Source organism: Paenibacillus sp. FSL R5-0766, from assembly GCF_037971845.1.
Taxonomy (GTDB): Bacteria; Bacillota; Bacilli; order Paenibacillales; family Paenibacillaceae; genus Paenibacillus.
In genome coordinates this window covers 5,902,104-5,917,951 of record NZ_CP150227.1, presented here as the reverse complement: position 1 = coordinate 5,917,951, position 15,848 = coordinate 5,902,104, and the positions used below count along the sequence as shown (strand labels likewise).

The window sequence follows — 15,848 nt, the reverse complement described above, 5'->3', positions numbered from 1 at the left end:
ACGTTTTCGGTATTGCTGAGAAATTCCCAGATTCATCATATTGTCCATGCACTTCCCATGATAAGCAATGGTCACGGAATGTTTCACATTTTAGACTGGATTTACAAGAATCCAGTTGAAGGGATGGCTATACGATATGAATGTATCTGATATAGGTGCTGTACGTCATACATTGAACTTAAATGGAACATGGCAGTTTTGTTTGGATCTGGAGTCCGATACACTCGTTGAACAAGAGATATTACCGCCATCACAGTGTGAAAACACATCATGGGAGTCCATTCAGATTCCCGGTTCATGGGAAGAGCAAGGATATGGAGATGAGCCTGAATATGAAAGGCTTGATACCTGGACCAAGGTACGCGAGTATGAAGGCTCAGCCTGGTATGCTCAGGATGTTCATGTTCCATCAGACGATCCCGGATGCCACCATGTATTCAGATTGGAAGGTGTCCGATGGACAACGCATCTCTGGATCAATGGACAGTATGCCGGGCAGCAGGATAGTCTGGTGAATCAACAGAAGTGGGATGTCACTTCTCTGGTGAAGCAGGGAGAAGTGAATCGGGTGGAGATCCGCGTGGATAATACGATGAAACTTCCGCTGGCGGGTAGCCATATTCATTCATTGCATACGGCCACAGCCTGGGGGGGGATCACAGGTGGTGTTTATCTGGACAGTATGCCCCCCTGCCGATTACATACGTTACGTATTCAACCAGATGCTGAGAACGGAACCATTCTGGTTGATTGTACTGTAAGCGCTCCCGCAAATGATTCCGCTAGATCGATGCAATTACATGTGGATATCCAGCATCCGGACGGCACATGGCTTGATCGATATAGTTGTCATGTGAATCTGAGTGATCCATCACATGTGGATACAAGCTCAGCAGAGTTAACTGAAAGTAACGCTGTAATAGATCAGTGGCGATTGGAACTTGGAACAGAGAAGTCTATCGCAAAATGGTCGGATGAATCCCCTGAATTATACAAGGCTGTAATCCGTCTCCATGAAGGTGAACAGGAACTGGATCGACTGGAGCAATCATTTGGTGTACGCTCCTTTGTAACAAAAGGGAAGCAGCTTGAATTGAATGGGACACCAGTATATCTGCGTGGATACGTCGATTGCTGTATTTTTCCACTGACGGGTTATCCCGTCTGGGACAAGGAGCATTATCTTCAGCAATTTCGAATCGCCAGATCGTATGGCTTCAATCATGTCCGACTGCATGGGTGGAGCGCGCCGGAGCCTTTCTGGGATGCTGCTGATGAAGCGGGCATGCTGGTGCAGGCAGAACTTCCCCATTGGTCTCGTTTCTTTGAACAATCAGATCAGTCTGCGCCAGCTGAAGTATTGACCTATCTGACACAAGAACTGGACGGGTTGCTTCAGTCGCTGCATAGACATCCCTCATTCGTTATGTTCTCCATGGGGAATGAACTCCTTGGTCCGAATGGCCACCCTGAACTCAATGCATTAGTATCTAGGGCAAGGGATATGGACCCGACCCGGTTATATACGGACAATACAGGTTTTGGACAGCTTCCGGCGCAAGGGCGGGAAGGTGATTATTATATTCAGTCGTTGAACTGGCATCCCCCGCTGGAATCCGCATATTCTGCTGTGCCGGATACCACGCTGGACTATCATGCAGTCACCCGGCTTGCGGAGCATCCCGTCATTGGGCACGAACATGCACAGTACACCATGTATGTGCGGCCCCAAGAGCGAGCCAAGTATACTGGCGTATTGCGTCCTAGCTGGTTACGACCGATCGAAGAATCGTTAACAAACAAAGGCATGATAGAGGACCTCAAGCATTTTCAACAGGTCAGTGGTACCCATCTGGTACGTTCCTTAAAAGAAGCCATGGAGCGAATTCGGCGAACACCGGACGCTGCGGGCGTACAACTTCTGGACATTCGCGATTTTCCAGGGCAGGGACATGCTACGACGGGCATACTGGATGTATTTTGGGATGACAAAGGCATTACAACACCAGAAGAAGTCATGCGTTTCAACGCAGATGTGGTGCTGTTATTAAGCTGCAAGGAGCGTACATTTTACGCCGGAGAATCCATTCATGTCGATGTGCGCATCTCTCACTACGGTAAGGAGCCGCTTGAGGACGCGGTCATTCAGTGGAGGTTAATAAGCGATGATGTGATACTCACTGAAGGAGAATGGAAGACCGGAGATATTCAATGTGGGTCTGTCATGTCACTGGGAAGCATCGTCGCTACAGCACCTCGGGAAGCAGCAGCGGCTTTTCGGATTGAGGCGGAGTTGATATCAGGCAATTCAGAAAGAACTGTAGCGAATGTATGGCAGGGCTGGTCGTTTCCTTTTTATCAGTCTCATCCGAATTCGAATCGGTTCTGGAATACCATGGCAGAGCTGCAGCCACTTCTCGGGGAAGCACAACATGATTGCGTAGATCGCATCGATGGATTTCAGTTGTTGAAAAATCGGGAGATTGACTTGGTTATCGTTCAGTCATTAACACCCAATGTCGTTGATTGTGTGGTTAACGGGGGGAGTGTTTGGCTACAGCCAACCGCAGAAGGGTTATATGATTCAGTGGAGACCAAGTATCTGCCTGTATTCTGGAATTACCTGATGTTTGCTACACAGCCTGGTGCAACGATGGGCATGGTTTTGAGAGAACAGCTAGCACTACTAGGCTCCTTCCCGCATGATGGGGCTTCGGACTGGCATTGGTATCACTTGGTGAACGGCACACCAGCGATATGTTTGGATACGTTGCCCGGGGTGGAGCCGTTGATCGAAGTGGTGGACCATTTCCATCGGGCCAAACGACTCGCTTATGCCTTTGAGGCAAAAGTAGGGAAGGGCAAGATTTTGATATCCTCACTTCCGTTTGCCAACCTGGCTGTAATGAAGCGTCCGGAAGCCGCCTTTTTATTTCAGGAGATACTTGCGTATCTGCATGGAGATCAATTCCGTCCAGCAACCTCCATATCCGTAGCGCAATTGCTCGGCATCGTTAAACTGCAAACCATTCAATTTACATTGTAATCAGAGGGACCCGAAAGGGTCCTTTTTGTATGCAATCAGGTTGAAGTAAACGATTTCTATAAAACGTTTTCGAAATTTACCAATTTAGATAATGTATTACTTAATATAACTTTTCTTTCATTTAAAAGTAGAATTTATCACTGATTTTAACGAATTAATGTCTGATTATATATGTCTATATCTAATTTTTATATGATTTTCTCTAAAATCCAGATGGTATTTTGAAAACGCTCTATCAGGTATGATTATTTTATAAAACAGAGGAGGGGGAACGGAGATGGAAACGCTAACAAAAAAATCCGCTTCCGCGAACAGAAGCAGTGACCCCAAACCGCCTTTAAAGAATCGGCGGAACGGAATTTGGGACAGAATGAAACAGCAGAAATATCTCTATCTCATGTCATTGCCATTCGTAGCTTGGGTTTTCGTATTTAACTATCTGCCACTATGGGGATGGACGATGGCTTTCCAAAATTATAAACCTGCCAGATCGTTTGGTGATCAAGAGTGGGTTGGCTTTAAACACTTTGTAGAGCTGTTCAGTGATGATCGTTTCTATCTGGTACTTCGAAATACGCTTGCAATGAGCTTGATGGGACTGGTTGTCGGTTTTATCGTGCCGATATTCTTCGCTATTCTCCTGAATGAAATGAGAGGCATGTTCTTCAAACGTGCCGTGCAAACGGTATCATATCTGCCTCACTTTGTATCCTGGGTCGTTGTGGCAGGTATTATCACCAAGATGCTCTCCACCGATGGCGGGATTATCAATGATCTATTGGTAGGACTGAACATTATCGATCAGCCGATCCAATTCATGGCCAAGGGGAACTTGTTCTGGTACATTGTAACCGCTTCAGATATGTGGAAGGAAACCGGTTGGAATGCCATCATCTATCTGGCGGCGATTACAGGTATCGACAATGAGCTGTATGAAGCTTCCCGTGTAGATGGAGCCAACCGCTGGAGACAGATGTGGCACATCACGCTGCCTGGCATACGGACCACGATTTCCGTACTTTTCATCATGTCAATTGGACATCTTATCAGTATCGGTTTCGAGAAGCAGTTCTTGCTTGGCAACAGTCTGGTCACAGACTACTCGGAAGTACTTGATCTATACGCGCTCAATTATGGTTTGAATATGGGACGATTCTCGTATGGTACAGCCATAGGTATATTCAACTCCGTTGTCAGTATCATCCTTCTGTTTACTGCGAACGGCTTGTTCAAAAAATTCACTAAAGAAAGCATCATGTAGGGAGGGGACGACATTATGGCGAACAAAGCATTCAATGCTACTCGGGGCGATAAACTGTTCGATATATTCAACATCCTCGCGATGACCATGGTGCTGGTTGTAACACTTTATCCATTCCTTAACGTACTAGCCATCTCACTCAATAACTCGACAGATACAGTACGTGGCGGAATTTACTTGTGGCCTCGCGAATTCACATTACAGAACTACAAAACGATTTTCCAATATGATGGATTGCTACAAGGTTTGCAGATCTCCATTCTGCGTACACTTGTAGGTACCGTTCTCGGATTGATCAGTTCATCCATGATCGCCTTTACACTGAGCAGACCTGATTTTGGACTTAGAAAATTTGTTTCCACTACGCTCGCGCTCACGATGTATTTCTCCGGTGGTCTGATTCCGGTGTACATTCTGATGCGTGACTTGAACCTGATCGGTACATTCTGGGTATATGTATTGCCTGGCATGATCAGTGCATTTAACGTGTTCATCATCCGTTCATTCATTGATGGCCTGCCATACTCATTGCAGGAATCCGCGAAGCTGGACGGAGCGAATGACTTTACAATCTATTACAGAATCATCTTGCCATTGTGTAAACCAGTGCTTGCTACCATCGCATTGTTCCTGGCTGTAGGTCAATGGAATGCGTGGTTCGATACGTACCTGTATAATGGTTCAAAGGCACATCTGACCACGCTCCAATATGAGCTGATGAAAGTATTGCAAAGTACGCAGCAAGGCTCAGGTGCTGGACGAAATGCCAATGATATGGCACAGCAAATGACACAGATTTCACCGGAATCGATCAAAATGGCGATTACGATCGTTGTAACGGTTCCAATCCTCATTGTATATCCATTCCTTCAGAAGTACTTTGTTGGCGGTATGACACTGGGCGCAGTAAAAGGTTAAACAATTGGGTACAGGCTGCCACATAGAGCGGCCGTACATCTACAAATGAAGCATCAGGATACCCGAAGCGCAGCCATTTGGTCTGCGCTTCACCGTATAGGGCTGCGGTGTGGTATTCATGAAGCTATAGACAGGGACAAAAAAGTCCCGGATAAGACAGACATATGAAACAGGGAGGATTACCATTATGGCAAGTTCCAAAATGAAGATTGCACTGGCACCAGTGCTTGCAATGTCTTTACTCGCAGGTTGCGGTGGAGGAAGCGGCAGTGATACGTCGTTCAAGGATACAAGCGCAGAGACAACTCCACTTACTTTTGATTTCTTCAGCGTTGACCCCAGTCCGAACTGGAATGGCATGAAGGATGAAGTAGGTAAAGTCCTTACGGAAAAAACAGGGATAACCCTTAACGGTGAATTTGCCGTTAGTGGTGGTCAAGATAAAATATCCTTAATGGCGGCGAGCGGAGACTATCCGGATATTGTCTCCCCCAAAGGAGAACTCAGCAAACTGGTGGATGCCGGAGCAATGCTCGATCTGACAGATCTGATCGACCAATATGCTCCCAATCTGAAGAAGCTGTATGGTAATTACATGGACCGGTTGAAATACAGTAATGAAGATCAGGCTATTTATGTGCTACCGACGTATTATGCGGTAGACCAGAAGTACTTTGATGCAGGTGGTGGATTTGGCATTCAGCACCGTGTACTAAAAGAACTCGGATACCCGGAAGTGCGTACACTTGAGGATTACGAGAATGTATTGAAGGCGTACAAAGAGAAACACCCAACAATTGATGGTCAGCCAACGATCCCGTTAACACTGGACGCGGATGATTGGAGAATCATGATTACCGTAACAAACCCTGCCTTCCAGGCAACAGGAGCTCCGGATGATGGTGAATACTACATCGATCCAGAGACGTATGAAGCAAGTCTGCATTACAAACGTCCAGAGGAAAAAGAGTACTTCCGCTGGTTGAACCATATGTACAATGAGGGACTGCTTGATCAGGACAGCTTCATCCAAAAAACAGACCAATACAAATCCAAAATTGCAAGTGGACGTGTTCTGGGTGTCATTGACCAGGATTGGGGTTATTCCGATGCAGAAAATGCACTGAAATCCGCGGGCAAGGATGAAGCAACGTATTCACACTTCCCGGTAACCCTGTCCGAGGATATCAAGGATCATGCCTACCAAGACCCAGGTTTTGTATCCGGTTGGGGTGTAGGGATTACCACATCGAATCCTGACCCGGTTCGTACGATCAAATTCTTCGATTACCTGGCTTCTGAAGAAGGGCAAGTGCTGATGAACTGGGGAATTGAGGGCAAACAGTACGAAGTGAAGGACGGCAAACGTGTCATTCCTGCCGACGTTCTGAATCAGAAAACCAATAATGCAGCCGTATTCCAGAAAGAAACGGGGATTGGACTGTACACCAATATGTCTGGTCACTATGGAGACGGTGTGAAGGATTCAACGGATAACTACTACACTACGAATTTCCCTGAACAGATCGTGGCAGCATATTCCGATGCAGAGAAAGAAACACTCAAAGCTTACGGTGCTACGACGTGGAAAGATCTGTTCCCGAGTGAAGACGAGTTCCCGATCAAACCATGGGGAGCAGCATACAATCTGCCAACACCAGGTGACTCCAACTACAACGTCATCTTCAAGAAAACACAGGATATCATCCGGAAACGTATCCCGGAAGCCATTCTGAGTACTCCTGAGCAGTTCGATGCCATCTATGACGGCATGATTGATGAAGTGAACAATGCAGGAGCAGAGGATATGGAGAAACAATACACAGAACTCGTTCAAAACCGTGTTCAATTGTGGAGCGGTGAAGAGGCTAAATAAACGATTAGCAATGCAGATCTAAAACGAGTAAGAACCCCGAATATCGGGGTTCTTTTTTTATCTAAAACGTTTTCTAAAAAACGTTTTCAATTTTATAAATTCACTATTGACAAGGGATATAGGAGCGATTATTATTCAAGTATGAAAGCACTTACATTTGCTTGTACATCATGTGATATACACCAGAATCTCAAAGTTAACACTTGCAGGAATGAAGAGGAATAAGGTAAGAGAAGAACATTTTTTTATTTTAAGAAAACGCTTCTAATGTTATAAAAACAAGAAAATTACATTTGTTTCATCTGGTCACGGTATGTGCAGGTCAGCCTGTTATACAAATATACAGCTTCATTAATATCCATAAGGGGGATTACACATGAAGGGCAAAACACCAAAAACATTCGCAATGCTTCTGTTAGCCAGTGCACTTGCAATTACAGCAGGATGCAGCGGCAGTGGAGGAGGAACTAACGCTTCAGAAAAGCCGGTTGATTCCGGAGATACAACCAGTCCAGTGACCTTTACATTCTTTGGTGCAGATGCAAGTCCAAGCTGGAACAACATGAAAGATGCAGTGGGCCAAGAGATTACCAAAAGAACAGGTGTTACAATTGAAGCAGAATACGATGTGAATAATGGTGGCGACCAAAAGATACCTTTGATGGCTGCCAGCGGTGATTACCCTGATATTATCTTTCCTAAAGGTAACCTGTCGAAGCTGGTGGATGCAGGCGCAATGCTGGACCTGACTGACCTGATTGAGGAACATGCACCTAACCTGAAAAAGATATATGGCGATCAGATGAATCGTTTGAAATACAGTCTGGAAGATCAAGCGATCTATGCTATTCCAACCAACATGGGTGTAGATAACGTCGCTTTTGATGCAGGTGGTGGATTCGAAATTCAGCAAAGAGTGTTGAAAGAACTGGGATACCCAGAAGTGAAAACACTTGAGGATTACGAAAACGTTCTTAGAGCGTATTATGAAAAGCATCCAACGATTGATGGTCAACCAACCATTCCACTGACACTCAATGCAGATGACTGGAAGATCATGATCACGGTAACGAACCCGGCCTTCCAGGCAACAGGTGCACCGGATGATGGGGAATATTACATTAATCCTGAAACGTATGAAGCGATGCTTCACTACAAACGTCCAGAGGAGAAAGAATACTTCCGCTGGTTGAACAAAATGTACAATGAAGGCCTGCTGGACAAAGATACTTTTGTTCAAAAAGATGATCAATACAAATCCAAAATCGCCAGTGGCCGTGTCCTCGGTCTGATCGACCAAGACTGGAACTATGGCGAAGCTGAGAACGCTCTCAAAGCAGCAGGTAAGGACGAAGCCACATATGCTCACTTCTCCGTGTCCCTGAACAAGGACATTGTGGATCACACATTCCAGCCAACAGGATTTGACGGTTATGGCATCGGGATTACAACTTCGGCCAAAGATCCGGTACGGATTATCAAATTCATGGATTGGCTCGCTTCCGATGAAGGCCAAGTGTTGAGAAACTGGGGTATTGAAGGCGAACACTACAATGTAGAAAATGGCAAACGTGTGATTCCTGACGAGGTTCAGGAACGTAAAACAAATGACAACTCCAATTTCACGAAAGAAACAGGAGTTGGGTTGTACAATATTTTCAGCGCAAGATACGGTGATGGTGTAAAAGATTCTACAGACAACTACTATACAACGAACTTCCCAGAGCAGATCCAAGCAAGCTACACTCCAGCTGAGAAGGAAACGTTGAAAGCATACGGTATCACAACATGGAAAGATTTCTATCCATCCGAAGACGAATTGAAATTGAAAGATTGGGGCGCAGCGTATAATATGCCTGTACCTTCTGACACAGACTACAACGTAACGTTCCAGAAAACACAGGATATCATCCGCAAACGGATCCCAGAAGCGATCCTTGCCAAACCTGAGAACTTTGACAGCGTGTATGACAGTCTCCTGGCTGAACTTGATAAAGCAGGTGCAGTAGAAATGGAGAAACAATACACGGTTTGGGTGAAAGAACGTGTCTCCCTGTGGACTGGAAAAGATGTGAAATAAGCTTGAAAACGAAGCATTAAAATTAAGAATTTTCATAGCAAAAAAAGCCCTTGAGAAAGGGCTTTTTTTGTTGTTGACGTAAGGTGATGGATAGCCTATAATCTATCATGTAAGCACTTTCAGTAAGCGGTTTATTTCATTTCCGAAAACGTTTTACGTCTGTTAGCAGAATAATCTTTTTTTTACAGAATTGAAATGTCAACTTCACTAAAAACATCGGAATGAATGAACTCGAAAGCGTATTCAAAAAAAGTGGTATCCTCAGGCATAAAGCCTGTTATACAGATAAAACCTTCATAAATAATAGGGGGAACTAGACAATGAGAGGCAAAATGAAAGGCAATACACCCAAGACGTTTGCAATGTTGATGCTCGCAAGTGCAATGTTGGTTACAGCTGGCTGCGGGAATTCGGGAACCAAAGAGACTTCGGAGTCCAGCGGAACCGAACCGATCACAGTTACATTCTTCGGGGCGGATGCTAGTCCGACCTGGAACAAGATGCAAGATGCTGTTGGTAAAAAGATTACGGAGCAAACAGGCGTTACCATTGAAGCAGAGTATGATGTAAACGATGGTGGTAACCAGAAGATTGCACTGATGGCTGCCAGTGGTGACTTTCCTGATATGATCTACCCTAAAGGTAACTTATCTAAGCTTGTGGATGCAGGCGCGATGCTGGATCTCACGGATCTGATTGAGGAGCATGCTCCCAATCTGAAAAAAATCTATGGGGAACAGATGAACCGCTTGAAATACAGTCTCGAAGATCAAGCGATCTATACCATTCCAACCAATATGGGTGTCGATAATGTTACGTTTGACGCTACAGGTGGATTCGAAATTCAGCAAAGAGTATTGAAAGAGCTTGGGTACCCTGAAGTGAAAACACTTGAGGATTACGAGAACGTACTCAGAGCCTATTATGAAAAACATCCAACGATTGATGGTCAACCAACCATTCCATTAACATTAAATGCAGATGACTGGAAGATCATGATCACGGTAACGAATCCAGCTTTCCAGGCAACAGGTGCACCGGATGATGGGGAATATTACATTGACCCTGAAACATATGAAGCAAAATTGCACTACAAACGTCCAGAGGAAAGAGAATATTTCCGCTGGTTGAATAAAATGTACAATGAAGGCCTACTGGACAAAGATGCATTTGTTCAAAAGGATGACCAATACAAGTCCAAAATTGCCAGTGGCCGTGTCCTCGGTCTGATTGACCAAGAGTGGAACTATCAAGAAGCGGAGAACGCGCTTAAATCATCGGGCAAGGATGATGCCACATACGCTCACTTCTCTGTATCACTTAACGATGAAATTGTGGATCACACGTTCCAACCAGCCGGATTTGACGGTTATGGCATCGGGATTACTACTTCGGCCAAAGATCCAGTGCGCATCATCAAATTCATGGATTGGCTTGCTTCCGATGAAGGACAAGTTCTGAGAAACTGGGGTATCGAAGGTGAACATTACAACGTAGAAGATGGTAAACGCGTGATTCCAGATGACGTTCAGGACCGCAAAACGAATGACAACTCCAATTTCAGTAAGGAAACAGGAATTGGGATGTACAACGTATTTAGCGCCAGATACGGTGATGGTGTAAAAGATTCTACGGATAACTACTACACAACAAACTTCCCTGAGCAGATTGTAGCTGGTTACACCGCTGCAGAGAAAGAAACGCTGAAAGCTTATGGTATCACGACATGGAAAGAGTTCTATCCTGCTGAAGAAGATCTGCCAGTTAAGGATTGGGGCGCAGCGTATAACATGTCCGTACCTTCCGGTACAGACTATGAGGTAACGTTCCAGAAAACGCAGGATATCATCCGTAAACGGATTCCGGAAGCTGTTCTGACTACACCAGCAAACTTTGATGCAACCTATGATGCTTTACTGGCTGATTTGGACAAAGCGGGTGCAGTTGAAATGGAGAAACAATTTACGGTTTGGGTTAAGGAACGTGTCTCTCTGTGGACAGGAAAAGACGTAAAATAATACGAATTGTCTGCAAACCATGGTTACACAAGAAAGGGCCCTATATGGGGCCTTTTTTTGTGGATGATGTGATGATTTGCATTGACGCAAATTTTGAAATCACATATAATTTTATTATTGTAAGCACTTACCGAAAACGTTTTACGACATAAGATATATACAGCTGATTCAGGAACAGGAGCTAATCATGTCCCAACACAATAACCAAACTAAAATCAATCGTCTATGGTATCGACAACCGGCAAAACGCTGGGAAGAAGCATTGCCCATCGGAAACGGCCGTCTTGGAGGCATGGTGTACGGTGGCGCAGCAGATGAACGAATTCAGCTCAATGAAGATACATTATGGTCAGGGTTTCCACGGGATACGATTCAATACAGCAGCCAGCGGTATTTGAAGCAGACGCGAGAGTTGATTATGTCTGGGCAGTATGGTGAAGCTGAGGATTTGTTGAACCGTGAAATGCTTGGTCGTGATGTAGAGGCCTACCAGCCGATGGGTCATTTTCTATTGCACCATGAGGGTCTGGATGATCTTTCGTATGATGCATTTGAACGGGAGCTTGATCTGGAATCGGGTATTGCTACCACAACCTACTCATTGGAAGGAACTCAATACGTACGTGAAGTGTATTCCAGTGCTTCGGATGATCTGATGGTCTGCACATTGACTGCTGATCAGAAGGGCGCTGTGAGTGTAAGTGTTACGCTAGACAGTCCCCATCCTTATCGCGTTGAGACTTCGGGAGATGCTCTAACCATGTTCAGTCGGTGCCCAAGTCATGTGGAGTCCAATTACTTCAGAGATCACCCGGAATCCGTCCTCTATGAAGAGGATCGGGGGACGGCTTATGCTGTCCGTGTAGCATTTGCGGCATCTGGCGATCAGGTGAAGGTCTCCAATCTGGAAGGCAAGTTACATATTCAGGGGGCTGATCAGGTTGTGTTTTATCTGGCAGCAGCTACGTCCTTTGAAAGTTATGATGTTTTGCCTGTGAAGGATCATCTTGTATTGGAAGAGGAATGCAAGAAGATGATCTCCAAAGCGACCACACATGGCGCGGAAGCGCTTCGTGACCGACATATTCAGGATCATAGCGCGTTGTTTAACAGAGTCTCTATTGATTTAGGGGTATCGGCTAACGCTGAATTACCTACAGATGAGCGGCTGCAGGCTTATCAGGCAGGGCAACAAGACCCTGGACTGGAGGCCCTTTATTTTCAATATGGAAGATATCTGTTAATGGCTAGTTCGCGTCCGGGCAGCCAGCCTGCCAATCTGCAGGGAATCTGGAACCATCAGGTAGAGCCGCCATGGCATAGTGATTACACAATCAATATCAACACAGAGATGAATTACTGGCCGGCAGAAGTCTGCAATCTCAGTGAATGTCATGAGCCGCTGTTTGATATGCTGACCGATCTCAGTGATACAGGACGCAGAACGGCGCGGATTCTGTATGGAGCTCGTGGATGGACTGCCCATCATAACGTGGATATCTGGAGAACCACCACGCCTACAGGTGGAGACGCGAGCTGGGCATTTTGGCCGATGGGTGGCGTATGGTTGACCTCGCATCTATGGGAGCATTACCAGTTTACCGGTGATCAGCGTTTTCTTGAGGAACGTGCGTATCCCATCATGAAAGAGGCGGCGCTGTTCTGTCTCGATTGGCTGGTGGAAGGGCCTGATGGTTATCTGGTTACGATTCCATCCACTTCACCAGAGAACAAGTTTCTCACAGATGCTGGGGAGGCACGCAGTATATCCATGGCTTCAACGATGGATATGACGTTAATTCGTGAACTGTTCACCCGCTGTATTGAGGCCGCGAAGCAATTGAATCTAGATGAGTCATTGGCGAGTGGGTGGGGTGAGGCTCTGGACAAACTCTATCCATTCCGAATTGGAAGCGAAGGACAATTGCTGGAGTGGTTTAAGGATTTTGCCGAATCCGAGCCAGGGCATCGTCACGTCTCCCATCTGTATGGGCTGTATCCGGGGGAGCAGATCAATCGAGTACACACACCGGAATTGGTAGAAGCAGCCCGGGTATCGCTTGAACGTCGAATCTCACAAGGTGGCGGGCATACAGGATGGAGCTGTGCATGGTTGATCAACCTGTATGCACGACTGCTGGATAGCAGCCAGGCACATCAGTTTGTGCGCACGTTGCTGGCCCGGTCCACACATCCAAATCTGTTTGATGACCATCCACCATTCCAGATCGATGGTAATTTTGGAGGCACGGCCGGGATCGCGGAGATGTTATTGCAGAGCCACTTGAACGAGTTGCATTTGTTGCCGGCACTACCCGAACTCTGGACTCAAGGTCGAGTTGAAGGGCTTCGTGCAAGAGGTGGTTATACGGTAGCCATAACGTGGACGGACAACAAGCTTGCGTCAGCGATTATTAAGGCAGATCGAAGTGAGTCGCTGACCCTTCGCAGTGCTTATCCGCTACGCGTGGAAGGACATGAACAAGCCAAGGCAGAGCTTACGCCTCAGGGCGATTATGTAATTATTTTAACCATGACCGCAGGACAGACGATCCGCGTGTCATCATGAGACGGAGGAGCCAACCATGACCATTTTTAAATTTCCGCAAGATTTCCGCTGGGGTACAGCAACAGCTTCCTATCAAATAGAAGGAGCGGCACAGGAAGGTGGACGCGGGGTATCCATCTGGGATACGTTTGCGCGCACACCTGGTAAGGTATATAACGGAGACAATGGGGATGTCGCATGTGACAGTTACCACCGTTACGAGGAAGACATCGAACTGATGAAGAAACTCGGGATTAATACGTACCGGTTCTCCATTGCCTGGCCACGCATTATTCCTGACGGAGATGGGGAGATCAATCGGGAAGGTCTGGACTTCTACCATCGCTTCGTGGATGCATTGATCGAGGCTGGAATTGAACCGTTCCTCACACTCTATCACTGGGATCTTCCGCAAACGCTGGAGGATGACGGAGGCTGGGGCAACCGCAGAACTGTGGATGCTTTTGTGAAATATGCCGAAGTGATCTTCAAAGAATTCTCTGGCAAAATCAACTTCTGGCTTACATTCAACGAACCATGGTGCATCGCGTTCCTCTCAAACCTTCTGGGGATTCATGCGCCAGGAAACAAAGACCTGCAAACTTCTATTAATGTGGCACATGGATTACTGGTTGCTCATGGTAAAGCCGTTCAATCTTTCCGTCGCTTGGGAACAACCGGTCAGATTGGTATTGCTCCGAACGTGTGCTGGGCTGAGCCGTACAGCAAATCTGCCGAGGACCAAGCTGCGTGTGACCGATCAATTGCGCTTAATACCGATTGGTTCCTTGATCCAATCTACAAAGGTTCATATCCGCAGTTTATGGTGGATTGGTTTGCAGAAGCGGGGGCTACTGTGCCAATTCAGGAAGGTGATATGGAGATTATCTCGCAACCGATCGATCTGCTCGGCATTAACTATTACACGATGGGGATCAATCGCTTCAATCCGGAGGCAGGTGCTCTGCAATCGGAAGAAGTTGATATGGGCCTCACCAAAACCGATATTGGCTGGCCTGTGGAATCACGTGGTTTGTATGAATTTATGCATTACTTGCAAAAGTACGGCAATGTGGATGTATATATCACAGAGAATGGTGCCTGCATCAATGATGACCTGGAGAACGGAAAAATTAACGATGATCGCCGGATTTCATATTATGAGCAGCATTTGGCTCAAATTCACCGCATCATTAATGACGGCATTAACCTGAAAGGGTACATGGCATGGTCACTGATGGATAATTTCGAGTGGGCAGAAGGCTACCGTATGCGTTTTGGTCTTGTTCATGTGGACTATCGTTCTCTCGTGAGAACGCCGAAGGAGAGTTATTACTGGTATCAGAACGTCATCAAGAATAATTGGTTGGAGACACGGAACGAACATAATCCCCAATAGTTTGGGTGGCAGGTTTTAGGGGAAGAGCAGTCCTCATTATATACGGTTCCCTTATTCAAGATGAGAACGACGGTAACATTGGAGTATTCCAATGTGCCGTCTTTTTTTATATTTTTACCGTTGGAAATGAGTAGTTCATAAAGGTTTCATAAGGTCAAGTGCAGTTCCTGTTATGAAGAGACGTTTTTTGGGTTATAAGAAGTATGAATGAATTGAGAAATATTTTGTCAACAGTTGAAATCGAAATAAAGTGTCTAATTTGCGAAGAAAATTTGAACATTTGTTGACTAAAAATCATACTGATGTGGTATATTGGTATAAGGAAAGCACTTACAAAAAGGGAAAAGGAAGTGTTTACTATGGCATCGAAGACAGCAATGGTTAGCCAATTGGAGCGCAAAGACAAAAATATGCGGCGCGCCGTCTTGACGATGACAGTTCTGGCATGGGTCGCACTCATTACGGGAGTGATCATGTGTCTGATCAATCTGAATGAATTTAATGATCGTAATCTTGGCTTGATGGTTGGTATTGGATTCCTTGTAGGTAGTGTGTTTATTTACGTTATTGCCAAAGCGATTGGCCTTGTTCATACACGCCGGGAAGACGAAGGCGCCGATTAATTATAATCCTGCGTTTATTCGTTCATAATAAGACTGGATAAGTACCCGGAATCCAGTCAATAAAGCCCTTTGCGGATTC

9 protein-coding genes are annotated in these 15,848 nt (G+C 45.7%); all 9 read left to right on the top strand.

The genetic code is table 11. From position 1 onward, the window contains the following. Positions 1 to 136 precede the first annotated feature (136 nt). A complete protein-coding gene (locus tag MKY66_RS25735) occupies positions 137 to 3,046 on the top strand; it encodes a glycoside hydrolase family 2 (RefSeq protein ID WP_076212779.1) in 2,910 nt (969 codons plus the stop codon). A gap of 277 nt (positions 3,047 to 3,323) precedes the next feature. Next, positions 3,324 to 4,307, top strand: coding sequence for a sugar ABC transporter permease (locus MKY66_RS25730; RefSeq protein WP_036606891.1), 984 nt, complete (start codon positions 3,324 to 3,326; stop codon positions 4,305 to 4,307). 15 nt (positions 4,308 to 4,322) lie between these two features. Further along, positions 4,323 to 5,225 (top strand): carbohydrate ABC transporter permease, encoded by a 903-nt coding sequence (locus MKY66_RS25725; RefSeq protein WP_036606894.1) that lies wholly within the window; start codon positions 4,323 to 4,325, stop codon positions 5,223 to 5,225. A 187-nt stretch (positions 5,226 to 5,412) separates the two neighbouring features. Then, on the top strand, positions 5,413 to 7,101 hold the full coding sequence (locus MKY66_RS25720) for an ABC transporter substrate-binding protein (RefSeq protein WP_076212777.1): 1,689 nt from the start codon (positions 5,413 to 5,415) through the stop codon (positions 7,099 to 7,101). A 376-nt stretch (positions 7,102 to 7,477) separates the two neighbouring features. Then, complete coding sequence (locus tag MKY66_RS25715) at positions 7,478 to 9,181, top strand: ABC transporter substrate-binding protein (RefSeq protein ID WP_076212774.1); 1,704 nt, start codon at positions 7,478 to 7,480, stop codon at positions 9,179 to 9,181. Positions 9,182 to 9,513: 332 nt separating this feature from the next. Further along, positions 9,514 to 11,199: an ABC transporter substrate-binding protein gene (locus tag MKY66_RS25710; protein WP_026081466.1), complete on the top strand. Its 1,686-nt coding sequence runs from the start codon at positions 9,514 to 9,516 to the stop codon at positions 11,197 to 11,199. 187 nt (positions 11,200 to 11,386) lie between these two features. Further along, positions 11,387 to 13,768 carry a glycoside hydrolase family 95 protein gene (locus MKY66_RS25705; RefSeq protein WP_076212771.1) on the top strand — a complete coding sequence of 794 codons (2,382 nt, stop codon included), beginning with the start codon at positions 11,387 to 11,389 and terminating at the stop codon, positions 13,766 to 13,768. Positions 13,769 to 13,784: 16 nt separating this feature from the next. Continuing rightward, positions 13,785 to 15,146, top strand: a complete 1,362-nt coding sequence (locus MKY66_RS25700) for a GH1 family beta-glucosidase (RefSeq protein ID WP_076212768.1) — start codon at positions 13,785 to 13,787, stop codon at positions 15,144 to 15,146. A gap of 359 nt (positions 15,147 to 15,505) precedes the next feature. After that, positions 15,506 to 15,769 (top strand): hypothetical protein, encoded by a 264-nt coding sequence (locus MKY66_RS25695; protein WP_036606904.1) that lies wholly within the window; start codon positions 15,506 to 15,508, stop codon positions 15,767 to 15,769. The last annotated feature ends 79 nt before the right edge of the window (positions 15,770 to 15,848 follow it).